A 21,594-nucleotide genomic window follows, 5' to 3' on the forward strand; every position below is an offset into this window, starting at 1 on the left:
CGACCACGAACTCGTCCCGGGACTCCATCCCGCTGGCCCGCAGGTAGTGCGCGAACACCCGGACGCCGTTGCCGCACATCTGGGCGACGGAGCCGTCGGCGTTGCGGTAGTCCATGTACCAGTCGGCCGAGCCCACGCCGTCGGGCAGCCGGTCGAGCACGCCGGCCGAGAGGGCGGCGCCGGCGGTGGTCACCCGCAGCACCCCGTCGGCGCCCAGCCCGCGCCGCCGGTCGCACAAGGCGGCCACCCGGGCCGCGGTGAGCTCGAGCGTGGCCTCCGCGTCCGGGAGCACCACGAAGTCGTTCTCGGTGCCGTGGCCCTTTGCGAAAATCACCTGCTCAGGATACGTGGCCCCAGACTCGCAGCGCTTCGTCGACCAACCGCGCGCCATCCGCGGCGTCCAGCCAGTGGACCCGGTGGTCGCGGCGGAACCACGACCGCTGCCGTCGCACGTAACGCCGGGTGCCCACGTAGGTCTGTTCCCGCGCGTCGCGCAGTCGCTCGGCGCCGCCCCCGGCGTCGAGCGCCTCGATCACCTGGGCGTAGCCCAGGGCGCGCGACGCGGTGACCCCGTCACGCAGGCCCTCGCCGAGCAGCGCGCTCACCTCGCCGACCAGGCCCTGGTCGAACATGGCGTCGGTGCGCCGGGCCAACCGCTCGTCCAGAAGCGTTGTCTCGCAATCCAGTCCGACGATGGCGGCGTCCCACCTCGCCGGGCCGATGCGTGGTGCGGACGCGGCGAACGGCCGGCCGGTGAGCTCGACCACTTCGAGCGCCCGCACGGTGCGCCGCGCGTCGGTGGGCAGGATGGCCGCCGCAGCGGCGGGGTCGCGCCGGGCCAGCTCGGCGTGCAACCCGCCGACCCCGACCTCGGCCAGTCGCCGTTCCCAGCGCGCCCGCACGGCGGGATCGGTCGCGGGGAACGACCAGTCGTCGAGCAGCGACTGGATGTAAAGCATCGACCCGCCCACGATGATGGGCACGGCGCCGCGGGCGGCGATCGCCTCGACGTCGGCCGCGGCCGCGCGCTGGTAGCGGGCGACGGTCGCGGTCTCGGTGACGTCCAGGACGTCGAGCTGGTGATGCGGGATCCCGCGGCGTTGGTCGACGGGAAGCTTGGCCGTGCCGATGTCCATCCCGCGATAGAGCTGCATCGCGTCGGCGTTCAAGATTTCGGCGGCACCCTCAAGCCGTTCTGCAAAGGCGAGCGCCAGCTGCGACTTGCCGGTTCCGGTGGGGCCGATGATCGCCAGTGGTCGCACGGCCACCTCAGAGCTGCCAGGCGCCGGCGAAGTAGCCCACGCCGTAGGGCGCACCCCGGTACAGCTCCTTGGCCGACCGCGGCCCGGGCTCGGCCAGGCCGGCCAGCACCTGAAAGGCGACCCGGCCCAGGATCTGCCGCGGCAGCCGCGCCAGGGCGGCGATGTCGCCGGTTGCCAGCGCGTCGTCGAGGGCGGCCTGCGCACCGGCGTTGCCCGGGTCGAATCCGCCGGGTGCGGCAACGGCGTCCGGGTGTTCGCGCACTACCTGCGGGCCAGCGGGATGGAGTCCCGGGACGAGTTCGTGGTCGGGTCGCAGGCCGGCCCCCGACCGGTCACCGTGCACCGGGTCGACGCCACGTATGCCGACGTCACCGTCGACATGGGCAAGGCGAACACGCTGGGCCCGGGCGAGGCGACGGTCGGCGGGCATCGGTTCTCCGGCCTGGCGGTCGACGTGGGCAATCCCCACCTGGCGTGTGTGGATCCCGACCTGACCGCCGAGCGGCTGGCAAGGCTGGACGTCGCGGCGCCGGTCAGCTTCGACCACGCCCAGTTCCCGGAGGGGGTCAACATCGAAGTTCTCACGGCACCGGCCGGCGGCGCGGTGCGCATGCGCGTGCACGAGCGGGGCGTGGGCGAGACCCGCTCGTGCGGCACCGGCACGGTCGCGGCCACGGTGGCCGCGCTGGCCGCCGGCGGGGCGGACACCGGCACCCTGACGGTGCGGGTGCCGGGCGGCGATGTCGTCGTCACCATCACCGACGCCACCAGCTACCTGAGGGGCCCGTCGGTGTTGGTGGCGCACGGGGAGATCAGCGGGGAATGGTGGGAAGCGCAGCGACGTTAATTCGGGTGCACGACGCCGATCCGCCGTGCATCATCTTGTATTGCCTATGACACATCCTGAATTCTCCAATCCCGCTGTGCCGGAGCCGAGCACCGGCGAACTCGCCCTGGAAGAACGGTCGGCGCTGCGCCGCGTCGCCGGTCTATCCACCGAACTCGCCGACGTAACCGAAGTCGAGTACCGCCAGCTGCGGCTGGAGCGCGTGGTGCTGGTCGGCGTGTGGACCGACGGCACCGCCGCCGACAGCGAGGCCAGCATGGCCGAGTTGGCCGCTCTGGCGGAGACCGCCGGTTCCCAGGTGCTCGAGGGGCTCATCCAGCGCCGCGACAAGCCCGACCCGTCGACCTACATCGGCTCGGGCAAGGCCCAGGAGCTCCGCGAGGTGGTGCTGGCCACCGGCGCCGACACGGTGATCTGCGACGGTGAACTGTCCCCGGCGCAGCTGACCGCGCTGGAGAAGGCGGTGAAGGTCAAGGTGATCGACCGCACCGCGCTGATCCTGGACATCTTCGCCCAGCACGCCACCAGCCGGGAGGGCAAGGCGCAAGTATCGCTGGCCCAGATGGAGTACATGCTGCCGCGGCTGCGCGGCTGGGGTGAGTCGATGTCCCGGCAGGCCGGTGGCCGCGCCGGCGGCAGCGGGGGAGGCGTGGGCCTGCGCGGTCCCGGTGAAACGAAAATCGAGACCGACCGCCGCCGCATCCGCGAACGAATGGCCAAGCTGCGCCGCGAGATCAAGGACATGAAGCAGGTCCGCGACACTCAGCGCAGCCGCCGCCTGCACAGCGACATGCCCTCGATCGCCATCGTCGGCTATACCAACGCGGGCAAGTCCAGCCTGCTCAACGCGCTGACCGGCGCGGGGGTGCTGGTACAGGACGCGCTTTTCGCCACGCTGGAGCCCACCACCCGGCGCGCCGAGTTCGAAGACGGCCGCCCGCTGGTGCTCACCGACACCGTCGGGTTCGTCCGGCACCTGCCCACCCAGCTGGTCGAGGCGTTCCGCTCCACGCTGGAGGAGGTCGTCGACGCCGACCTGTTGCTGCATGTGGTCGACGGCTCCGATGCCAACCCGCTGGCGCAGATCAATGCGGTTCGCGCGGTGATCTCCGACGTCATCGCCGACCACGACGGCGACCCACCACCCGAGCTGGTGGTGGTCAACAAGGTCGACGCCGCGAGCGGCCTGACCCTGGCCAAGCTTCGCCACGCGCTGCCCGGCGCCGTCTTCGTCTCGGCCAGGACCGGCGAGGGCATCGACGCGCTCCGGCGCCGGATGGGCGAGCTGGCCGTTCCCGCCGACACCGCGGTGGACGTGGTGATTCCCTACCACCGCGGTGACCTGGTGGCCCGGCTGCACGCCGACGGTCGCGTGCAGCAGGAGGAGCACAACCCCGACGGCACCCGGATCAAGGCCCGCGTACCGGTGGCGCTGGCCGGGCGCCTGCAGGAGTTCTCGGCGCGCTGATCTCCCGGCGACCGGACCCGCCGGCCGCCGACCAACCGTCTGGTTGGTATATGTTGGGCGACAGAGTTTCCAGTCGCCGGAGGTCATCCACATGGGCAGTGCCGTCAAGTACCAGCGCACTCTTTTCGAGGCGGAGCACGACCTGTTCCGTGAGTCCTACCGGGCGTTCCTCGATCGCCACGTCGCACCCCATCACGACGAATGGGAGAAGTCGAAGATCGTCGACCGCGGCGTGTGGCTCGAGGCCGGCAAGCAGGGCTTCCTCGGCATGGCAGTGCCGGAGGAATACGGCGGCGGGGGCAACCCCGACTTCCGGTACAACACGATCATCACCGAGGAGACCACCGCCGGTCGCTATAGCGGGATCGGCTTCGGCCTGCACAACGACATCGTGGCGCCGTACCTGCTGGCGCTGGCCACCGAAGAGCAGAAGCAGCGCTGGCTGCCGAAGTTCTGCACCGGCGAGACCATCACCGCGATCGCGATGACCGAGCCGGGAACCGGCAGCGACCTGCAAGGCATCAAGACGCGCGCGGTCAAGCAGGGCGACCACTACGTGCTCAACGGCGCGAAGACGTTCATCACCAACGGAATCAATGCCGACCTGGTGATCGTGGTGGCGCAGACCGATCCCGACAAAGGGGCGCAGGGCTTTTCGTTGCTGGTTGTCGAACGCGGCATGGAAGGTTTCGAACGCGGCCGGCACTTGAACAAGATCGGGCTGGACGCGCAGGACACCGCCGAGTTGTCGTTCACCGATGTCAAGGTGCCCGCCGACAACCTGCTGGGGCAGGAGGGCATGGGATTCATCTACCTGATGCAGAACCTGCCGCAGGAACGGATTTCGATCGCCATCATGGCGGCCGCGGCGATGGAGCAGGTGCTGGAAGAAACCCTGCAATACACCAAGGAACGCAAGGCATTCAACAAGCCGATCGGCAGTTTCCAGAACAGCCGCTTCGTGCTCGCCGAGCTGGCGACCGAGGCGACGGTGGTGCGCATCATGGTCGACGAGTTCATCCGGCTGCACCTGGACAAGAAGCTGACGGCGGAGCAGGCGGCGATGGCCAAGTGGTACTCCACCGAAAAGCAGGTGCACCTGATCGACCGTTGCCTGCAGCTGCACGGCGGCTACGGCTACATGCGCGAATACCCCGTTGCCCGAGCCTATTTGGACGCGCGGGTGCAGACCATCTACGGCGGAACGACCGAGATCATGAAAGAGATCATCGGCCGCAGCCTCGGGGTCTAGCCCTAACAGCGACAACACCATCACGCCGATTCGCACGGCGACGGCAAACCCCATCAATGCGCGCCACGCGGGGTGATTTTTCGGGTAGACCGCTGACGAGTTAATGGCTTCACGTACCGTCGGCCCATGTGGTCGGGGCACATGTATCCGGGGTATGCCATCCGCGTAATGGCGCGTAGTCGAGCCGAAAAGCACGCCGCCGTCGACCACTCCGGCAAGTGCGGCAACATGCGCGGGCGCGAAACCAAAGCGCGCGGCGCCCGCCGTGCGTTATTGCGCAGGCGGACGCCCGGTTCGGGGTTTGACTCGAATACTCATACGCCGCGCGGCCGGTCGCGATTTGAGCGTGGCTCTGCATCGATTCGACATCGGCGTGGTATCCGTTTTTGTACTATTCGTGATTTGACTTCGCATTTTTCGTATGCGGGAGCAAAGTTATGCGAGCCCGGCGATAATGCGGATCGGAACGGGGTTGTTTCCCCACGGTCGGACTACGGCCCGCTTGCCGGCTGTGCAGGTACGGGCATAGCCGCTGACAGGGGCGCAGCCGTCGGCTGGGAGGCTTGGTGAACGGGCAGAGAGGTCGCATGCGCAGGCTGGTCGGAAGCGCGCTGGTCACCTTGACCGCCACGGCAATAGCCGTCGCCTTGCTGGCGCCGCCTGCGGCGGCGTCCCCCATCGGCGACGCCGAGGCGGCCATGATGGCGGCGTGGGAGAAGGCCGGCGGTGACGGTTCACCCCTCGGCGCCCGGAAGGGCGATGTCTATCCCGCCGGGGACGGTTTCGCGCTGGACTTCGACGGCGGCAAGATGTTCTTCACCCCGGCGACCGGCGCCAAATTCGTCTACGGGCCGATACTGGACAAATACGAGATGCTGGGCGGACCCGCGGGCAGCGATCTGGGCTTTCCCGCGATCAACGAGGTGCCCGGCCTCGCCGGACCCGACAGCCGCGTGAGCACCTTCTCCGCCAGCGATAAGCCGGTGATCTTCTGGACGCCCGAGCACGGCGCGTTCGTGGTGCGCGGCGCGATCAACGCCGCCTGGGACAAGCTCGGCAGTTCGGGCGGCGTCCTCGGGGTCCCCGTCGGCGACGAAACGTACAACGGCGAGGTGTCCGCCCAGAAGTTCAGCGGCGGCCAGGTCTCGTGGAACAGGCAGACGAAACAGTTCTCCACCGAGCCGCCCGCACTGGCCGACCAGTTGAAGGGCCTGCAGGTGGCGATCGATCCCACCGCGGCCATCAACATGGCCTGGCGCGCGGCCGGCGGCCCCAATGGGCCGTTGGGGGCGAAGAAGGGCGCGCAGTATCCGATCGGCGGCGACGGAATCGTCCAGGACTTCGCCAACGGCAAAGTGTATTTCAGCCCCGCCACCGGCGCGAACGCCGTCGAGAGCAACATCCTGGCCAAGTACGAGTCGCTCGGCGGACCCGCCGGCAGCGACCTGGGTTTCCCCACCGCCAACGAATCCGACGGCGGCATCCCGTCCAGCCGCATGGTCACCTTCTCGGGCGCCGACAAACCGGTGATCTTCTGGACGTCGGAGCGTGGCGCGTTCGTGGTGCGCGGCGCCATGAAGGCGGCGTGGGACAAGCTTCGCGGACCGACCGGCAAGCTGGGCGCGCCCGTCGGCGACCAGGCCGTGGACGGCGACGTCGTCTCCCAGCAGTTCGCCGGCGGCAAGATCTCGTGGAACCGGGCGAAGAACACGTTCAGCACGGATCCGGCCAACCTCGCGCCGCTGCTGTCCGGCCTGCAGGTGTCGGGCCAGAACCAGCCGAGCAGCTCGGCGACGCCCGCCCATGCCAAGAAGTTCACCTGGCAGTGGTGGTGGTTGCTGGCCGCGATCCCGGTGCTGGTGCTGATCGGCTTGGCGGGGTTGCTGGCGATCGGCTGGCGTCGGCGTCGCGCTTTACGTGAGGACGCCGGCTACGAGCTTCCTCGCGACCTCGATACCGGTTACGACGCCGGTGCCGACCAGGAGTGGGGACGCGACGACGTCACCACCGAGCATTTCGCGCGTCAGCAGGAAGCGCCCGAGGCCGCGAGTCGGGTCAGCTGGCGGCGCGCCGGCGCGGACGAGGATTCATTCGAGCAGGACCCCGACGCGGTGGATACCGACTCCTTCTCGGCGGTGTCGCCGGCGGCCCTGTCGGAGGCCGGCTACCCCGAAACGGAAACCGAATACGCCGAATCCGAGTACGCCGATTCGGATTACGCCGACGAGGAATACGCAGACCAGCATTACGCCGAGGTCGAATACGCCGACGAGGAGCGAGAGTCCGCCTACGCAGATGCCCCCCGCGGGGACGACGACTATGTGGAGGCGGAATACCTCGACGTCGCCGCGGCGCGCACGCCCCCGGACCCCGAGTTCGACGCGGGTGACCCCGACGTCGCCGCTCCCCAGGCCGAGTATCCGGATGTTGCGGTCACGGACGTCGCCGAGGCCGCCGCTCCCGAGGTCGCCGGCCCGGAAACCGTCGTGCCGACGGCGGCGGCCGCCGCCGCGGCCGAGCAACGCAGCGGGAGGCACGCGGCCACGGACGACGAGGACACCGCAGGGGGAGCCGGCCCGTCCGGGCGTCCGACCATCCACCTACCGCTCGACGACCCCTATCAGGTGCCCGACGGGTATCCGATCAAGGCGAGCGCCCGCTTCGGGCTGTACTACACGCCGGGCAGCGAGCTCTACCACGACACGCTCGCCGAAATCTGGCTGTCCAGCGAAGAAGTGGCGCAGGCCAACGGCTTCGTGAAGGCGGACTAGGCCCGCCCGAAAGTCCCGACCGGCTAGACCTTGCGGATCACCGTGACGACCTTGCCCAGCACGGTCGCGTCATTGCCGGGAATGGGGTCGAAGGCCGGGTTGTGCGGCATCAGCCAGACCTGACCGCCCGCGCGCTTGAACGTCTTCACGGTGGCTTCCCCGTCGAGCATGGCCGCCACGATGTCGCCGTTGTCGGCGACGTTCTGCTGGCGCACCACCACCCAGTCGCCGTCGCAGATCGCCGCCTCGACCATGGAGTCGCCGACGACCTTGAGCAGGAAGAGCGTGCCCTCGCCGACCAGCTCACGCGGCAACGGGAAGACGTCCTCGACCGCCTCCTCGGCGAGGATGGGGCCACCGGCCGCGATGCGCCCGAGGACCGGAACGAACGTCGGCTCCGGCAGTGCGTCCGAGCCGGCGACATCGGTGGTACGCGCCGCCACCTCGTCATCGGCGCCGCGGACGTCGACGGCCCGCGGGCGGTTCGGGTCGCGGCGCAGGTATCCCTTGCGCTCCAGGGTGCGCAGTTGGTGGGCCACCGACGAGGTCGACGTCAGGCCGACGGCGTCGCCGATCTCCCGGATGCTCGGCGGGTAACCGCGACTGGTGACCGACGCGCGAATGACGTTCAGAATGGTGCGTTGCCGTTCGGTCAGCGATGAATCCACGGCGTGCAGCCGACCGTCCGCGCCGGCCGATGAGGTGTCGTTGCTGTCGCTCATGGCTCTGAATGTAACCCCACTACGGCCGAGAATCAAACATGTGTTCGACTAGCGTGTCGCCCTCCCGGGGTAGCCGCAAAACCGCCCGCAGACGCGATTAATCACAAAGGTGTAACTCTTCGGCAGATCGGGTATTTCAGCCGCATGTCAGCTCTAGCGACCACGGACTTGTCGGTGGCGTGGTCTAGCGTTCGACTCGTGCGACACGCTTCGCTCACATGTTCGGATTTCGAACACACGAGCGATACAGTCGAACAGCTGAGCGAATCAAGTTGACCGGAGGAACGCAGATGACAACCATCCACACGCTGGCGCCGCGTACCAGCAGCCCTCGTCGTCCGGTCAACGGGCCGGTCCAGGGGCTCCGTTACGGCCGGGACGGGCTGGCCCGTTCGCGCCGGCCCGGTCCGTCGAGGCCGGCGGGCGCACCCACGCGCTATTACGGCACCGGCGTCGCGATGTCGGCCGCGCCTCATCGCAAGCGGCCCGTCACGGTGGCCACCACCGTCTGGTTGGCGCTGGCCGCCGGCGCGATCACCCTGTGGCTGGGCCTGGTCGGGAACGTCGGTCAGGTGCTCAACGGCGGCGCCGGGAGTTCGGCCGCTCACGTACCCGACCGGTTGGCCGTGGTCCGCGTCGAGGCGGGGGAGTCGCTGCAAGACGTCGCTCACCGGGTGGCGCCCGATGCGCCGACGCGTCAGGTTGCCGACCGCATCCGCGAACTCAACGACATGAACTCGCCGACATTGGTGGCGGGCCAAACGCTGATCGCCCCGGTGGGCTGACCACCGCCCTCGCGGGCCGGCTGCATTCGCCGCGCAGGTGAGCGCACGGGTACGCTCGTGCTGCGGTACCTGGTGTTTGTCGGCACGGCGAAGGAGCGGCCATGCATTGCCCGTTCTGCCGTCATCCCGATTCCCGGGTGATCGACTCGAGGGAAACCGATGAAGGTCAGGCCATCCGTCGCCGCCGATCGTGTCCCGAGTGCGGGCGGCGCTTCACGACCGTGGAAACCGCGGTTCTCGCGGTGGTCAAGCGCAGTGGAGTCACCGAACCCTTCAGCAGGGAAAAGGTCATCAGCGGTGTCCGCCGGGCCTGCCAGGGTCGCCAGGTGGACGATGACGCGCTGAACCTGCTGGCCCAACAGGTCGAGGACACCGTGCGGGCCGCGGGTTCCCCGGAGGTCGCGAGTCATGAGGTCGGGCTTGCCATTCTCGGCCCGCTGCGCGACCTCGACGAAGTGGCGTACCTGCGGTTCGCGTCGGTATACCGCTCCTTCGAGTCCGCGGCCGATTTCGAGCGCGAGATCCAGGCACTGCGCGAACACCGCCAGGTGACAACGCCGAGCTGACGGCCGGGCTCAAGCCGTCCCGGCTAGGCTCGTTTTCATGCCCACCGCGTTGCATCCCGACCTCGAGGCGTTGGCACCACTCCTGGGAACCTGGGCCGGCCAGGGTGCGGGCGAATACCCGACGATCCAGCCCTTCGACTACCTCGAAGAAGTGGTCTTCTCTCACGTCGGCAAGCCGTTTCTGGCCTACGCGCAAAAGACCAAGGCGCCCGACGGCAAGCCGTTGCATGCCGAGACCGGATACCTTCGCGTGCCGCAGCCCGGTCACGTCGAGCTGGTGCTGGCGCACCCGAGCGGCATCACCGAGATCGAGGTCGGTACCTATTCGGCCACCGGCGGCCGGATCGAGATCGAGCTGTCGACTACGGACGTCGGGCTGACCCCGACCGCCAAAGAGGTGACGGCGCTTGGCCGTTCCTTCCGCATCGACGGCGACGAGCTGGCGTATTCGGTGCGGATGGGCGCGGTCGGGCAGCCCTTGCAGCACCACCTCGCCGCGGTGCTCCACCGGCAGCGCTGAGCCGGTCCGGGGTCAGTCCAGGTGCGTCACACCGTCATTGACGACGCGCCCGGCCACGCCCACCCAGCCCTCGGCGTTCCACGTCGTCTCGATGATCGATCCCTTGCCCTGAGTGACGTGTAGATCGCGGCTGAGGTAGTCGGTGATGCGCATCGCTGCCGAGCCGGTCGCCTCGTCTTCCGGCACACCGAGGTTGGCGGCAAACATGCGCGCGCGTACCGATCCGGCGGCCCGATCGGTCCACGCCCACAGGTAGTGCGCGGTGTCGTCGGAGAAATCTTCCGGGTTGGCGGCGAGAAGGTCGTCGGCTGAATCGAATTCGTGCAGGGCGACCTCAGGTGCCCAGTCCGACCGTGCGCTGATGCCCGCCATTTCCGGCCCATAGCTCACCTGCACGATGCCGGCCCTCACCTGTAGCGTGTTGATCGGCGTTCCGTTCTCGCGCAGCCACCACGCCGCCCCGACGGTGGGGTGCCCGGCGAACGCGATCTGGATCAGTGGGGTGTAAATGGTGGCGTGCGCTGTCGTCGATCCGGCAGCCGGAAGGTCGACGAAAACCGTTTCGCTATAGCCCAATTGAGTCGCGAGCCGTTGCCGAGCCGCGGGCTCGACCTGGGCGGCGTCCACGACGCCGAGCGGATTGCCGAAATTTCCCTCCGCGTCGGTGAACACCCGCAACACAGTGACGTCGATACCCATGGCCCGACTGTACGGCCCCGGCGGGTTTCAGGTAGCGCTGCGTTCGTCGGATCCCATGGCGTTCAGCACGGCGACGCGGGTGGGGGCGGGGCCGGTGACGGCCTTCTCGCCGCCGCCGCTGCGGAGCAGCTCGCGCAGGGCGGCCTGATCGTATTCGGCGGGCGCGCTGGTGTCGATGAAGCGTTCGACCACGTCGATGAAGCGAGCCGGGTCGTCGTGGAAGGGGAAGTGGCCGGAGCCCTGGAAGATTTCCAGGCGGGAGCCTGGCATCGCCGCGTGCGCCATCCACGCATGACGCACCGGGACGACCACATCCTTGGTGCCCCAGACGATCTGCACCGGGATGGCTTCCGTCAGATAACACCGGTCGAGCATGGTGACGATCTGCCCGCGCCAGTCCACCACCGCCCGCAGGGTCCGGCTGAACGCCGCCGACGCCGTCGGCTCCGGCAGGTCGTCGAGGATCCGCAGGACGTTGGGCAGGTCCCGGCCCAGCCCGGTCGATCCGATCGCGAGGCCGGCGATCCGTCCGGCCAGCTGCACCGCCGGCAGCACCAGGGGAAGCCGCAGCAAGGCGAGCGCCTCGCTGCCCATGGGCAACGAGGCCAACCGGAAGGCGACGTTGACATCCTTGGTGACGCCGCCGGCCGCGACCAGGATCAGCCGGTCGACCAAATGCGGGAACTGGTAGGCGAATTGCATGGCCACGCCGCCGCCCAGCGAATGGCCGACAACCGTGACCCGCTCGATGTCGAGCACGCTGAGCAGGTCGCGCATCCCGTTGGCGTAGGCGGCGACCGAATAGTCGGCGCGTGGCTTGTCGGATCGCCCATGGCCCAACAGGTCCGGGGCGATGACCGTGAACCGCTGGGCGAGCTTGGCCTGCACGGTATTCCAGGTGGTGGAGTTGTCGCCGATGCCGTGAACCAGCAGGATCGCCGGCCCGTCACCGGCGATCCGGTAGGCCCGCTTGTAGCCGTGGATGGTGCGGTACTCCAGCCGGGGCGCGCTGACCTCCCGCACCGGGCGGAGAGTGCTCTTGCGCGTCCGCTCGGTCATGTCGCCACCTTGGGTGTCGGGCCGGGCTAAGGCCGGGCGGAAAGGTCAGGCCTGGTCGTCGTCGCCGCGCTTCTTCTCCGCCTCCTGGGCGAGGAATCGCTCGAACTCTGCGCCAAGCTCGTCGCCGCTAGGCAGGTCCTCGTCGCGAGTTAGTAACGACCTGTTCTCCTGAGCGTCGATGAAGGCATCGTACTGGCGCTCGAGCGCGGTCACCACTTGAGCAACCTCCGCGCTCGCCTCGACCTGCTCGTCGATCTTGGTCCGGATCACCGCCGCCGCTTCGGTCAACGCCGTCAGCGGCAGCTCGAGCGATGCGATCTTGGCCACCTGTTCGAGCAACGCCTCGGCGGCCGCCGGGTAGTCGGTCTGCGTCAGGTAATGCGGCACATGCACGGTGTAGCCGACGACCTCGTGACCGTGCTGGGCCATCCGGTATTCCAGCAGGTTCGACGCGCTGCCGGGAACCTGGATCTCCGAAATCCACGGCGTGAACTCGGCGATCAACTCGGGATTGTTGGAGTGCGCCGTCATCGTGATGGGCCGCGTATGCGGCACCGCCATCGGCACGGTGCCCAGGCCGATGGTCTGGCGAACGTTGAGGCGCTCGGCCAACAGGCGGACCGCGGTGATGAAGCGCTCCCACTTCAGGTCCGGTTCCATCCCGGCGAGCAGCAGAAACGGGGTGCCGATGGTGTCGCGCAGCGCGTACAAGCTCAGCTCGGGGTCGTCGTAGTTGGTGAAGTGATCGGTCTTGAAGGTCATCAGCGGTCGCCGCGACCGGTAATCCAGCAATTCGTCGATGGCGAAGGACGCCACCAGCTCGGAGTCCAACACCGCTTTCAGATGCGACGAGGCCAGCCGGATCGCGTGGCCGGCATCCGAGAAACCTTCCAACGCGTGCACCAGCACAGGGCCTCGCCCGTCCGACGTCGACAGCTGGGGCGCGGGCAGCTCGAGCTCATACATGCCGGCTTGTCCCGGCTGGTAGTGCTCCTGCGGGTCCTGATCGTGAGCCATCGGAATCGCCTCCTCTCGGGGGTTTCTCCAGGGTGCCCTACCAGTGTCCCCCGAATCGGTGGGCACCAATATCAAACAGCGATGTGAAGTTCGGGTTTAATCCGAAAGCGAACGTCTGGGGGTCGCCACTGAATTATGTCCGCGAGTCAGGTGGCACGCGACGCGTCGAAATCTGCTCTCTGCGCAGGTGTCAGGCATGATGAATCCGATGCGCGTTCCGACCGTGATGCTGTGCCTGGTGGTCGCCGTGGCGACGTCGGTGACGTCGTGCAAGCGGCCGCCGGGCGATCATGCGTCGGCCCCTCCGGCGGCCCCGCCGCGGAGCAGTGCGCCGGTGCAGCGGCTGGGTCAGCCCCAGCAAAAGGCGGTGGCGGGGCCGGTGGACCCGGACAAACGCGTCGGCGCGATCTTCATCGACGGCGGTCCGCTGCACGTATGCACGGGCTCGGTGGTGCATTCCGCGGGTGGCAACCTGATGATGACCGCGGCGCACTGCCTGGCCGGGGCCTCCAAAATCACCTTCGTGCCAGGTTTCATCGGCGACGCGCCCCCCGCGCCAACCGATGTGTGGAAGGCCGACGCCGTCTACCTCGATCCCCGCTGGACCGCCAGCAAGGATCCCAACGCCGACTACGCAATCGCACGGCTGAGTAACGACGCCGGGGGCTCGGTGGAGTCGCGCGCCGGCCTGGCGCTGACGCTGGGCACGACGCCGCCGCCCGGCAGCCACGTCACCGTGATGGGCTATCCGGCCGGCGTGGGTGGCGCCCCCATCGGGTGTCAGGCCAGCACGTCGCTGACCGAGGCCGGATTCCCGTCGTTCCCATGTGAGGGGCTGGTGGACGGCACCAGCGGCGCGCCCTGGGTCAGCGGCACCACGCTCACCGGGGTGATCGGCGGCTTCGAGCGCGGTGGCTGCGCGGCGAACGTGTCGTATTCGGCGCCGTTCGACGCCCAGACCGCGCGGTTGCTGGCCCGCGCCGATGCCGGCGGCCCCGGCGACCCGATTCCCGGGGAGCTCGACGACAGCTGCTAGGCGCGGAACTGGTTGAGCGCGCGCACTTTGTTCATCACGTCGAGCGCGGCCACCTTGTAGGCCTCGGAGAACGTGGGGTAGTTGAACACGGCGTCCACCAGGTATTCGACGGTGCCGCCGCAGCCCATGACGGCCTGCCCGATGTGCACCATCTCGGTGGCGCTGGTGCCGAAGATGTGCACGCCCAAGAGCTTGAGATCGTCGGTGGACACCAGCAGCTTGAGCATGCCGTAGGAGTCACCGGCGATCTGGCCGCGGGCCAGTTCGCGGTACCTGGCCACGCCGACCTCGTAGGGGATCGCGTTCTTCGTCAGCTCCACCTCGGTGGCGCCCACGTAGGAGACCTCGGGGATGGAGTAGATGCCGATCGGCTGCAGTTCGGTGATCCCGTCGGTCGGCTCCCCGAATGCGTGGTAGGCGGCGAGCCGGCCCTGCTCCATCGAGGTCGCGGCCAGCGCCGGGAAGCCGATCACGTCGCCGACGGCGTAGATGTGCGGCACCTTGGTCTGGAAGAAGTCGTCGACGAAGATCCGGCCCCGGTTATCGGCCTCCAGTTCGGCGTTGTGCAGGTCGAGGTGGTCGGTCTGGCCCTGCCGCCCGGCGGAATACATCACGGTCTCGGCGGGGATCTGCTTGCCGCTGGCCAGGGTCGTGACGGTGCCGGCCGAGCCGACGTCGACCGCGGTCACCTCCTCGCCGAACCGGAACGTCACCGCCAGGTCGCGCAGGTGGAACTTCAGCGCCTCCACCACCTCGGGGTCGCAGAAGTCCAGCATGTCGCTGCGCTTCTCCACGACGGTGACCTTGGTGCCCAGCGCGGCGAACATCGAGGCGTATTCGATGCCGATTACGCCGGCACCGACCACCACCATCGAGGTGGGCAACGATTTGAGGTCGAGGATCCCGTCGGAGTCGAGCACCCGCTCCTCGTCGAACTCGACGCCGGACGGCCGCGCGGGCCGGGTGCCGGTGGCGATGACGATGTATTTGCCGCTGACAGTTAACTTTTCGCGACGGGACGGGTCTTCGACCTCGATGGTGTGCGGGTCGACGAACCGGCCGTGACCCAGCAACAGGTCGATGCGGTTGCGCATCAGCTGGTTGCGCACCACGTCGACCTCCTTGCCGATCACGTGCTGGGTGCGGGCCAGCAGGTCGGCCGGGGTGATCTTCTCCTTGACGCGATAGCTCGCGCCGTACAGCTCTCGTTGACTCATCCCGGTCAGGTAAAGGACGGCCTCGCGCAACGTCTTTGACGGGATGGTGCCGGTCTGGACGCACACGCCACCGAGCATCTGGCCGCGTTCGACGACCGCAACCGACTTGCCGAGCTTGGCCGAGGCGATGGCGGCCTTCTGGCCGCCGGGCCCCGAACCGATGACCACCATGTCGTACTCTTGCGCCGAACTCATGGGGTAACAGTAGATCAGCGGAACTCACAGTGCTGGGTTCATTCACAGGCCCGGGATTCCATCCGTTCTCGCGCGCACCGGCCGACGGTGGGGCCCGTCAGCGTGGTGCCCATGACGACGCATCGACCTGACTTCAAACTGAACCGGCCCGGCGCACTGATCGCCGCGCTGCCGGCCGTTCTCGGCTTCGTTCCCGAAAATTCATTGGTACTGGTGTCTTTGGACGGTGGTGACCTCGGAGCGGTGCTGCGGGTCGACCTCACCGACGAGCTGGAGGCGCGGGTCGGACACCTCGCGGAGGTCGCCGCCGCGGCCCGGCCGGATGCCGCGATCGCGGTGATCGTCGACGCGGAGGGCGCGCACTGCCCCTGCTGTAACGAGGATCACCGGCTGGTGTGCGATGCGCTCGCAAAGTCGTTGGCCGAGCACGACATCGAGCTGTGGGCCGCCCACGTGGTCGACCGGGTCGCACTCGGTGGGCGCTGGCACTGCGTGGACGGTTGCGGTTCGAGCGGCCTCGTCGACGATCCGTCGGCGTCGCCGCTGGCGGCCGCGGCGGTGCTCGACGGCAGGCGGCTGTATGCACGCCGCGCCGATCTGCAGGCCGTCATCGCGATCGAGGACACGGCGCGCAGCGCCAAATTGACCGCCGTGATCGACCGGCAGCAGACCAGGCGCCGGGCCGCCCACCGCGCGGATCCGGCCCGCTGCGCCCGCGCCGACGTGAAGCACGCGATGACGGCCGCGTCCCGTGTCGCCGCCGGCCAGGCACTGACCGCGGCCCAGCTGGCGAAGCTGGCCTGCGCGCTGGGCGACGCGCAGGTGCGCGACATCCTCTACGCCCTGGCGGTCGGTGAAAATGCCGACGAGGCGGAGTCTTTGTGGGCGCAGTTGGCGCGCACCCTGCCCTCGCCCTGGCGGGCCGAGGCGCTGGTGTTGCTTGCGTTCAGCGCCTACGTCCGTGGCGACGGGCCGCTGGCGGGGATATCGCTGGAGGCCGCACTGCGCTGCGAACCCGCGCATCGTATGGCGGGCATGCTGGACACGGCGTTGCAGTCCGGCCTGCGGCCCGAGGACATCCGGGAATTGGCGCTCACCGGCTACCGGCTGGCCAAAGAGCTCGGTGTGCGGTTGCCGCCGCGACGGCCGTTCGGGCGCCGGGCGGGCTAGCCTGCGACGGACGAGCGGTCAGACTTTCTCGACCTTGACCGCGTGCGCCATCTCGTGCGGGAGGGTGACGTTCTCGTGGCCCGGGATGACGATGGTGACCCCGGCCGGCCCGGTCTCGACGGTCACCCGGGCGTTGGGGACGACGCCGGCGTCCTTCAGGCGGGTGATCAGGTCGATGTCGCCTTGCACATGTTCGGTCAGCTGGCGGACGACCACGGCCACCGGCGAGCCGGGCGGCAACTCGGTCAGGCGGACGAGGTTGGCGTCGTCGGCGCCGGACTCGGGGCCGACGCCCAGGTCCAGCAGCCCCGGGATCGGGTTACCGAAGGGGGAGGTGGTCGGGTGGTTGAGCACCTTCACCAGCCGCCGCTCGACGTCCTCGCTCATCACGTGCTCCCACCGGCATGCCTCGGCGTGCACTTCCTCCCAGGGCACCCCGATGACGTCGACGAGCAGTCGCTCGGCGAGGCGGTGCTTGCGCATGACGGAAATGGCCAGCGCACGGCCCTTGTCGGTGAGCTCGAGGTGGCGGTCCCCGGCGACGTGGAGCAACCCGTCGCGCTCCATCCGGGATACGGTCTGGCTGACGGTCGGCCCGCTCTGTTCGAGGCGTTCGGCGATGCGCGCACGCAGCGGGGTCACGCCCTCTTCTTCGAGGTCGTAGATGGTCCGCAGGTACATCTCGGTGGTGTCAACCAGGTCGTTCATTCAGCACCTTCCATCGACGCCGAGTCTACTTGGCCAGCTGCGCGAATGGGTGTAACGCTGCCCCGACAAGCAGTATGCCCGCCGCGTGCGCGGCGGGCATACCGTCTGCTACCTAGCTGGGGGTCTTAGCTTGCGTACGACCGTAGCCGGTCGGCGCGCTCGCCGTGGCGGAGTTTGGACATTACGTCCCGCTCGATCTGCCGGACCCGCTCGCGCGAGAGGCCGAACAGCTTGCCGATCTGATCGAGGGTGCGCGGCTGGCCGTCGTCCAGGCCGAAGCGCAGCCGGATCACCTGGTGCTCGCGCTCGTCGAGAGTGGCGAGCACGCTGCGGATGTCGGTGTGCAGCAGCTCGGCGATCACCGCGTTCTCGGCGGACATCGCCTCGGCGTCCTCGATGAAATCGCCCAGCGGGGCCTCTTCCTCGGAGCCGACCGGCATGTCCAGGCTTACCGGGTCGCGGCTGTGCTCGAGCAGATCGTTGATCTTCTCGACCGGGATGCCGGACTCGGCCGCGAGCTCCTCGTCGGTGGCCTCGCGTCCCAGGTTCTGGTGCATCTCCCGCTTGATCCGCGCCAGCTTGTTGACCTGTTCAACCAGGTGCACCGGCAGCCGGATGGTGCGGCTCTGGTCGGCCATGCCACGGGTGATGGCCTGACGAATCCACCACGTCGCATAGGTGGAGAACTTGAATCCCTTTGTGTAGTCGAACTTCTCCATCGCGCGGATCAGGCCCAGGTTGCCCTCCTGGATGAGGTCCAGCAGCGGCATACCGCGACCCGTGTAGCGCTTGGCCAGCGACACCACGAGACGCAGGTTCGCTTCCAGCAGGTGACGGCGCGCGGCCTGTCCATCGCGCGCGACGGCCTCGAGGTCGCGTCGGCGGTTCTCGCCGAGGCGCTTGCGAGTTTCGAGCAGATGCTCGGCGTAGAGCCCGGCCTCGATGCGCTTGGCCAGTTCGACCTCACCCGCCGCGTTCAGCAGCGCCGTCTTACCGATGCCATTGAGATACACGCGCACGAGGTCCGCGGCGGGGCTTTGAGCATCCAGATCGCCGTCAAATCTGCTCGTGCTGGCGTTCGCCATAGCGACCTCCCGTTCGGCTTGTAACTGTCATTGAGTTCAACGACAGATCAGCCCTGAGAGTTCCCAGCCCTTTGTGATCTCACACGTCTTGACGTGCAGAAATGTGCCGTTGACCTGAGAATGTCCTGAGAAGTACGGGCTATTCCCAGCCCTGCGGTCCGGTAGGCCAGCTCGACTCGGGATGGCGGGGCGCTTCGATCGCGGGCCGCTCGGCGCTCGGGAACAGCGGCGTGCGGCGCCGGGCATCGTCGAACCGCCGTGGCTCGTCGGGGCTGCGCGGTGGCCGGTCGTTGGCGATCAGCACCGCCATCCAGGGCAACGGGATCGACACGGCAACGATCGCCAGTGAGATCAGACCGTTGTGCCACGCGCCGTATGCCAGCGCGGCCAGGATGAGCGCCGGGATTCGGAACCCCATCAGCGTCAAGTATTTCCGGACCCGTGCGCGGTGCTGTTCTTCATAGGAGGGTGCTGCGGCGGTGATGAGCACCGGCCGGCCCTCATCGTCGAACCCCAGATCGGATTCGCGCTTCATTTCTCCACTCTCCCACACCTGACCAATTCCGGCAGGAGCGAGTTACGGGGCACAATGTCAGGCATGGATACCCAGACGATCGAACGCACCGAGACCGACGAACGCGTCGACGACGGGACGGGCAGCGATACGCCCAAGTACTTCCACTACGTCAAGAAGGACAAGATCGCCGAGAGCGCGGTCATGGGTAACCACGTGGTGGCGTTGTGCGGGGAGGTGTTTCCCGTCACCAAGGCGGCCAAGCCGGGCTCGCCGGTGTGCCCGGATTGCAAGCAGATCTACGACCGGATGAAGAAGGACTAGGTCGGCTGCGACGGCTCAGCCGTCAGCGTCGCGCTATCGGCCGGGCCGGGCTCCGGTGACGAAGCCGCCGGCCGCTTCAGCACCGTCACGCGGGCTTCCAGCCACTTGCGCAGCCGGTGGGCGTGCGTCTTCGGCGCCGGGAACTCCTCCTGGATCGCCGCGTTGAGTTCGGCGCCGAGCATGACCGCGAACCCGCCGAAGAAGGCGAACAGCAGGAACGCGATCGGTGTGGCCAGCGCGCCGTAGGTGTAGCCGGTGCTGGTGATCCAGCGCAGGTAGACGCGGAGGCCCAGGGTGGCGATCAGGAACACCGCCGTGGCGAGCACCGCGCCGAAGATGAGGCGGTGCGTCGGAAGGGGTTCGGGCAGCGCCACCCGGTACAGGATGACCACCCCGACCAGCAGGCCGAGGATCAGCGCCGGGTAGTAGCCGTAGCGCAAGACGTTCGCCAGGTCGTACGGGATGTGTTCGCTCACCTTGCGCGGACCCACCACCAACACCGGCGCCGCTACCACGACGAACACCAGCATCACCATGTACAGGAACAGGGCGAACAGCCGCTGTCGCACGGGGTGCCGCAGCGGAGTCTGGTCGTGCGCCTCCACCACGGCATCGACGTAAGCCGAGATCGCCGACGATCCCGCCCACATCGAGATCAGGAAGCCGACCGACACCACCTCGCCACGCGCATTGGCGGTGACGTCCCGGATGGTCGGCTCGATGATCTCGTTGACGACGCTGGGCGAGAAGAAGCTGCGGATCGCGGAGATGATGCTCTTCTCGATCGCCGTCAACGTGTCGGGCCCGAACAGCGGCGCCACGTAGGCCAGGCTTCCCAGCATTCCCAGCAGCAGCGGTGGTAGCGACAGCGCCGACCAGAAGCCCGCCTGCGCGGACTCGGAAAAGATGGAGTCATCCCAGCTTTTCGAGAGAGTCCTCAGACTGAGTCGCCAGATGTGGTGGCGGGACGGTTTTGCGACTTGATCGCTCATATCCGTCCAGCATTACCGAAGACTGCCCTACTGGCCCACATTGGCAGTAGGTGAGTTCGGCGGACCTAGCTTCCGCTGACCTCCAGGACGGCGGACAGCTCGGTCAGTTTCGCCTCGTGCTCGTTGGCGTGATGCTGGCAGAAGAGAAGCTCAGCTCCGGAAGGCAGCTTGGCGCGGACTCGAGCGGCGGCACCGCAGCGGTCGCAGCGGTCCGCACGGGTTAGCTCGGGACTGGTCAGAGTTGCATTCATGGCTTCTCCGTTCTTGCTTTCATTCACTCTCTCAGACGTATGGGGTTTTCGCGTTGTTCCCTGATCGTTATCGGGTGTGTCGTTTCTCACGGCCTGTAAACGTTTCGTTTCCGCCGCATCTCTAATGTGTTCATCCATGACTTCCGCTCCTGACCTGCTGGTACATCTGTGTGGGGTCGACGAGTGGTCCCGGGCCCGCGCGTCCGGTGAGATCCGCGCGTCCGACGGTGGCCAGTTCATCCATCTCTCGACGCCGGGGCAGGTTCATCTGCCGGCGAACCGGCTCTATCGGGGCCGCGACGACTTGGTGCTACTGCACATCGATCCGGCTCGGCTGCATTCCGAAGTGCGTTGGGAGCCAGGGGTTGCAACGGATCCGGAGTCGATGCTGTTCCCGCACCTGTACGGTCCGCTACCCGCGGACGCCGTGATCCGGGTCACCGCTTACCGCCCGGCGTCCGACGGGACCTTCCCGCCGGCCCCGGAGTCCACGTAGGCGTCGGCCTCGATCTCGACCAGCAGATCGGGTGCTATCAACGCGGACACCTCCACCATGGTGGCCGCGGGACGGATGGCGCCGAATACCTGCGCGTGCACCGCCGCGACCTCGTGCCAGCGGGAGATGTCGGTGACGTAGATGCGGGTGCGGACCACGTCGGTGAGCGCCGCGCCCGCCTGTCGCAGCGCAATCTCTATGCGGTGCAAGGCATCTCGGGCCTGGGCCGCGATGTCGCCGGCCGGCCCGGCGCCGGTCGTTCCGGCCACCGACACGTGCGGGCCGACCCGCACCGCGCGCGAATAGCCGACGACGGCCTCGAATTCGGAGCCGGAGGAGACCAGTGTGCGGTTCATGCGGTCACCGTACGACGGCCGGCGCCGCCCCGCGACGAGATCGGCCAGGTCTACGGCGTCACCCGCGAGCGCATCCGTCAGATCGAGTCCAAGACGATGTCAAAGCTGCGCCACCCCAGCCGTTCCCAGGTGTTGCGCGACTACCTCGACTAGTAACCGCCGAACGTCCCTGTCGCGCAACGGGTCTGAATCCGAACGGAAAACCCGTCGCGGGGCGGCGCCGGCCGTCGTACGGTGACCGCATGAACCGCACACTGGTCTCCTCCGGCTCCGAATTAGTTG

At 68.1% G+C, this 21,594-nt stretch carries 22 protein-coding genes and 4 pseudogenes; 12 read left to right on the forward strand and 14 right to left on the reverse strand.

Annotated elements, in window-relative coordinates:
* The 3 genes and pseudogenes from A5711_RS06915 to A5711_RS27170 all read right to left on the reverse strand — a co-directional run.
* A pseudogene (locus A5711_RS06915) lies at positions 1 to 334 on the reverse strand (diaminopimelate epimerase); the annotation flags it as partial.
* A 4-nt stretch (positions 335 to 338) separates the two neighbouring features.
* Complete coding sequence (miaA, locus tag A5711_RS06920) at positions 339 to 1,262, reverse strand: tRNA (adenosine(37)-N6)-dimethylallyltransferase MiaA (RefSeq protein WP_067944873.1); 924 nt, start codon at positions 1,260 to 1,262, stop codon at positions 339 to 341.
* Positions 1,263 to 1,269: 7 nt separating this feature from the next.
* A pseudogene (locus A5711_RS27170) lies at positions 1,270 to 1,497 on the reverse strand (hypothetical protein); the annotation flags it as partial.
* Between A5711_RS27170 and dapF the strand changes: the two are divergent.
* The 4 genes and pseudogenes from dapF to A5711_RS06945 all read left to right on the forward strand — a co-directional run.
* Positions 1,495 to 2,109: pseudogene (gene dapF, locus A5711_RS06930) on the forward strand (diaminopimelate epimerase); the annotation flags it as partial. The pseudogenes A5711_RS27170 and dapF sit on opposite strands and share 3 nt — an antisense overlap.
* A gap of 46 nt (positions 2,110 to 2,155) precedes the next feature.
* The gene (gene hflX, locus A5711_RS06935; RefSeq protein WP_067944874.1) at positions 2,156 to 3,577 is read left to right on the forward strand and encodes a GTPase HflX; all 1,422 of its coding nucleotides are present in this window, start codon (positions 2,156 to 2,158) and stop codon (positions 3,575 to 3,577) included.
* Between the two features lie 91 nt (positions 3,578 to 3,668).
* Positions 3,669 to 4,829, forward strand: coding sequence for an acyl-CoA dehydrogenase family protein (locus A5711_RS06940; protein WP_067944875.1), 1,161 nt, complete (start codon positions 3,669 to 3,671; stop codon positions 4,827 to 4,829).
* A gap of 587 nt (positions 4,830 to 5,416) precedes the next feature.
* On the forward strand, positions 5,417 to 7,600 hold the full coding sequence (locus A5711_RS06945; RefSeq protein ID WP_067944876.1) for an LGFP repeat-containing protein: 2,184 nt from the start codon (positions 5,417 to 5,419) through the stop codon (positions 7,598 to 7,600).
* A gap of 23 nt (positions 7,601 to 7,623) precedes the next feature.
* Here A5711_RS06945 and lexA read toward each other — a convergent pair whose 3' ends face one another.
* Positions 7,624 to 8,322 carry a transcriptional repressor LexA gene (gene lexA, locus A5711_RS06950; protein ID WP_067944877.1) on the reverse strand — a complete coding sequence of 233 codons (699 nt, stop codon included), beginning with the start codon at positions 8,320 to 8,322 and terminating at the stop codon, positions 7,624 to 7,626.
* Positions 8,323 to 8,612: 290 nt separating this feature from the next.
* On the opposite strand from lexA, the gene A5711_RS06955 reads away from it, so the two are divergent.
* The 3 genes from A5711_RS06955 (at position 8,613) to A5711_RS06965 (ending at position 10,193) form a co-directional block, all read left to right on the forward strand.
* Positions 8,613 to 9,107, forward strand: a complete 495-nt coding sequence (locus tag A5711_RS06955; protein WP_067944878.1) for a LysM peptidoglycan-binding domain-containing protein — start codon at positions 8,613 to 8,615, stop codon at positions 9,105 to 9,107.
* 101 nt (positions 9,108 to 9,208) lie between these two features.
* Positions 9,209 to 9,673, forward strand: a complete 465-nt coding sequence (gene nrdR, locus A5711_RS06960; RefSeq protein WP_067944880.1) for a transcriptional regulator NrdR — start codon at positions 9,209 to 9,211, stop codon at positions 9,671 to 9,673.
* Between the two features lie 37 nt (positions 9,674 to 9,710).
* Positions 9,711 to 10,193 carry a peroxynitrite isomerase gene (locus A5711_RS06965; RefSeq protein WP_067944882.1) on the forward strand — a complete coding sequence of 161 codons (483 nt, stop codon included), beginning with the start codon at positions 9,711 to 9,713 and terminating at the stop codon, positions 10,191 to 10,193.
* Between the two features lie 12 nt (positions 10,194 to 10,205).
* On the opposite strand, the gene A5711_RS06970 is transcribed toward A5711_RS06965, so the two are convergent.
* Genes A5711_RS06970 through A5711_RS06980 form a run of 3 tightly spaced genes read right to left on the reverse strand, consistent with a single transcriptional unit; the run spans position 10,206 to position 12,968 of the window.
* Positions 10,206 to 10,892 carry a PhzF family phenazine biosynthesis protein gene (locus A5711_RS06970; protein ID WP_067944887.1) on the reverse strand — a complete coding sequence of 229 codons (687 nt, stop codon included), beginning with the start codon at positions 10,890 to 10,892 and terminating at the stop codon, positions 10,206 to 10,208.
* 27 nt (positions 10,893 to 10,919) lie between these two features.
* Positions 10,920 to 11,951: an alpha/beta fold hydrolase gene (locus tag A5711_RS06975; RefSeq protein ID WP_067944889.1), complete on the reverse strand. Its 1,032-nt coding sequence runs from the start codon at positions 11,949 to 11,951 to the stop codon at positions 10,920 to 10,922.
* 45 nt (positions 11,952 to 11,996) lie between these two features.
* A complete protein-coding gene (locus tag A5711_RS06980) occupies positions 11,997 to 12,968 on the reverse strand; it encodes a proteasome assembly chaperone family protein (protein WP_067944891.1) in 972 nt (323 codons plus the stop codon).
* A 196-nt stretch (positions 12,969 to 13,164) separates the two neighbouring features.
* Between A5711_RS06980 and A5711_RS06985 the strand changes: the two genes are divergently transcribed.
* Positions 13,165 to 14,004 carry a serine protease gene (locus A5711_RS06985; protein WP_067944893.1) on the forward strand — a complete coding sequence of 280 codons (840 nt, stop codon included), beginning with the start codon at positions 13,165 to 13,167 and terminating at the stop codon, positions 14,002 to 14,004.
* On the opposite strand, the gene sthA is transcribed toward A5711_RS06985, so the two are convergent.
* The gene (gene sthA / locus A5711_RS06990; protein ID WP_067944895.1) at positions 14,001 to 15,416 is read right to left on the reverse strand and encodes a Si-specific NAD(P)(+) transhydrogenase; all 1,416 of its coding nucleotides are present in this window, start codon (positions 15,414 to 15,416) and stop codon (positions 14,001 to 14,003) included. The genes A5711_RS06985 and sthA overlap by 4 nt on opposite strands.
* Before the next feature lie 111 nt (positions 15,417 to 15,527).
* Between sthA and A5711_RS06995 the strand changes: the two genes are divergently transcribed.
* Positions 15,528 to 16,586, forward strand: a complete 1,059-nt coding sequence (locus A5711_RS06995) for a DUF4192 domain-containing protein (RefSeq protein WP_067944897.1) — start codon at positions 15,528 to 15,530, stop codon at positions 16,584 to 16,586.
* Positions 16,587 to 16,604: 18 nt separating this feature from the next.
* On the opposite strand, the gene A5711_RS07000 is transcribed toward A5711_RS06995, so the two are convergent.
* The 3 genes from A5711_RS07000 to A5711_RS07010 form a co-directional block, all read right to left on the reverse strand.
* Positions 16,605 to 17,294: a metal-dependent transcriptional regulator gene (locus A5711_RS07000; RefSeq protein WP_067944899.1), complete on the reverse strand. Its 690-nt coding sequence runs from the start codon at positions 17,292 to 17,294 to the stop codon at positions 16,605 to 16,607.
* Between the two features lie 125 nt (positions 17,295 to 17,419).
* On the reverse strand, positions 17,420 to 18,379 hold the full coding sequence (gene sigB / locus A5711_RS07005) for a sigma-70 family RNA polymerase sigma factor SigB (RefSeq protein WP_066950333.1): 960 nt from the start codon (positions 18,377 to 18,379) through the stop codon (positions 17,420 to 17,422).
* A 139-nt stretch (positions 18,380 to 18,518) separates the two neighbouring features.
* Complete coding sequence (locus A5711_RS07010) at positions 18,519 to 18,932, reverse strand: DUF3099 domain-containing protein (protein ID WP_369806101.1); 414 nt, start codon at positions 18,930 to 18,932, stop codon at positions 18,519 to 18,521.
* Positions 18,933 to 18,977: 45 nt separating this feature from the next.
* Here A5711_RS07010 and A5711_RS07015 point away from each other — a divergent pair, with 45 nt between their 5' ends.
* Positions 18,978 to 19,217 carry a DUF3039 domain-containing protein gene (locus A5711_RS07015; protein WP_067268964.1) on the forward strand — a complete coding sequence of 80 codons (240 nt, stop codon included), beginning with the start codon at positions 18,978 to 18,980 and terminating at the stop codon, positions 19,215 to 19,217.
* On the opposite strand, the gene A5711_RS07020 is transcribed toward A5711_RS07015, so the two are convergent.
* Both A5711_RS07020 and A5711_RS26115 read right to left on the reverse strand, forming a co-directional pair.
* Complete coding sequence (locus A5711_RS07020) at positions 19,214 to 20,209, reverse strand: YihY/virulence factor BrkB family protein (RefSeq protein WP_067944906.1); 996 nt, start codon at positions 20,207 to 20,209, stop codon at positions 19,214 to 19,216. The two genes, A5711_RS07015 and A5711_RS07020, sit on opposite strands and share 4 nt — an antisense overlap.
* 65 nt (positions 20,210 to 20,274) lie before the next feature.
* The gene (locus A5711_RS26115; RefSeq protein WP_082945686.1) at positions 20,275 to 20,460 is read right to left on the reverse strand and encodes a hypothetical protein; all 186 of its coding nucleotides are present in this window, start codon (positions 20,458 to 20,460) and stop codon (positions 20,275 to 20,277) included.
* A gap of 136 nt (positions 20,461 to 20,596) precedes the next feature.
* Here A5711_RS26115 and A5711_RS07030 point away from each other — a divergent pair, with 136 nt between their 5' ends.
* Positions 20,597 to 20,956 (forward strand): DUF952 domain-containing protein, encoded by a 360-nt coding sequence (locus A5711_RS07030; protein ID WP_067944908.1) that lies wholly within the window; start codon positions 20,597 to 20,599, stop codon positions 20,954 to 20,956.
* Here the strand turns inward: A5711_RS07030 and A5711_RS07035 are convergent.
* On the reverse strand, positions 20,905 to 21,312 hold the full coding sequence (locus tag A5711_RS07035; protein ID WP_067944910.1) for a RidA family protein: 408 nt from the start codon (positions 21,310 to 21,312) through the stop codon (positions 20,905 to 20,907). The two genes, A5711_RS07030 and A5711_RS07035, sit on opposite strands and share 52 nt — an antisense overlap.
* A gap of 33 nt (positions 21,313 to 21,345) precedes the next feature.
* Between A5711_RS07035 and A5711_RS26120 the strand changes: the two are divergent.
* Positions 21,346 to 21,465: pseudogene (locus tag A5711_RS26120) on the forward strand (sigma factor-like helix-turn-helix DNA-binding protein); the annotation flags it as partial.
* Positions 21,466 to 21,594 lie beyond the last annotated feature (129 nt).

This window comes from Mycobacterium sp. E2238 (assembly GCF_001672665.1).
Lineage (GTDB): Bacteria > Actinomycetota > Actinomycetes > Mycobacteriales > Mycobacteriaceae > Mycobacterium.

Excerpts from the sequence above, each read along its gene's own strand:
- A5711_RS06940 (WP_067944875.1), top strand. The coding sequence starts at position 3,669 with ATGGGCAGTGCCGTCAAGTACCAGCGCACTCTTTTCGAGGCGGAGCAC.
- hflX (WP_067944874.1), top strand. The coding sequence starts at position 2,156 with ATGACACATCCTGAATTCTCCAATCCCGCTGTGCCGGAGCCGAGCACC.
- A5711_RS07000 (WP_067944899.1), bottom strand. The coding sequence starts at position 17,294 with ATGAACGACCTGGTTGACACCACCGAGATGTACCTGCGGACCATCTAC.
- A5711_RS06970 (WP_067944887.1), bottom strand. The coding sequence starts at position 10,892 with ATGGGTATCGACGTCACTGTGTTGCGGGTGTTCACCGACGCGGAGGGA.
- A5711_RS07015 (WP_067268964.1), top strand. The coding sequence starts at position 18,978 with ATGGATACCCAGACGATCGAACGCACCGAGACCGACGAACGCGTCGAC.
- A5711_RS06980 (WP_067944891.1), bottom strand. The coding sequence starts at position 12,968 with ATGGCTCACGATCAGGACCCGCAGGAGCACTACCAGCCGGGACAAGCC.
- A5711_RS06995 (WP_067944897.1), top strand. The coding sequence starts at position 15,528 with ATGACGACGCATCGACCTGACTTCAAACTGAACCGGCCCGGCGCACTG.
- lexA (WP_067944877.1), bottom strand. The coding sequence starts at position 8,322 with ATGAGCGACAGCAACGACACCTCATCGGCCGGCGCGGACGGTCGGCTG.
- A5711_RS06955 (WP_067944878.1), top strand. The coding sequence starts at position 8,613 with ATGACAACCATCCACACGCTGGCGCCGCGTACCAGCAGCCCTCGTCGT.
- A5711_RS26115 (WP_082945686.1), bottom strand. The coding sequence starts at position 20,460 with ATGAATGCAACTCTGACCAGTCCCGAGCTAACCCGTGCGGACCGCTGC.
- A5711_RS06965 (WP_067944882.1), top strand. The coding sequence starts at position 9,711 with ATGCCCACCGCGTTGCATCCCGACCTCGAGGCGTTGGCACCACTCCTG.
- sthA (WP_067944895.1), bottom strand. The coding sequence starts at position 15,416 with ATGAGTTCGGCGCAAGAGTACGACATGGTGGTCATCGGTTCGGGGCCC.
- A5711_RS06975 (WP_067944889.1), bottom strand. The coding sequence starts at position 11,951 with ATGACCGAGCGGACGCGCAAGAGCACTCTCCGCCCGGTGCGGGAGGTC.
- nrdR (WP_067944880.1), top strand. The coding sequence starts at position 9,209 with ATGCATTGCCCGTTCTGCCGTCATCCCGATTCCCGGGTGATCGACTCG.
- A5711_RS07020 (WP_067944906.1), bottom strand. The coding sequence starts at position 20,209 with ATGAGCGATCAAGTCGCAAAACCGTCCCGCCACCACATCTGGCGACTC.
- A5711_RS07035 (WP_067944910.1), bottom strand. The coding sequence starts at position 21,312 with ATGAACCGCACACTGGTCTCCTCCGGCTCCGAATTCGAGGCCGTCGTC.
- A5711_RS06945 (WP_067944876.1), top strand. The coding sequence starts at position 5,417 with ATGCGCAGGCTGGTCGGAAGCGCGCTGGTCACCTTGACCGCCACGGCA.
- A5711_RS07030 (WP_067944908.1), top strand. The coding sequence starts at position 20,597 with ATGACTTCCGCTCCTGACCTGCTGGTACATCTGTGTGGGGTCGACGAG.
- A5711_RS06985 (WP_067944893.1), top strand. The coding sequence starts at position 13,165 with ATGATGAATCCGATGCGCGTTCCGACCGTGATGCTGTGCCTGGTGGTC.
- sigB (WP_066950333.1), bottom strand. The coding sequence starts at position 18,379 with ATGGCGAACGCCAGCACGAGCAGATTTGACGGCGATCTGGATGCTCAA.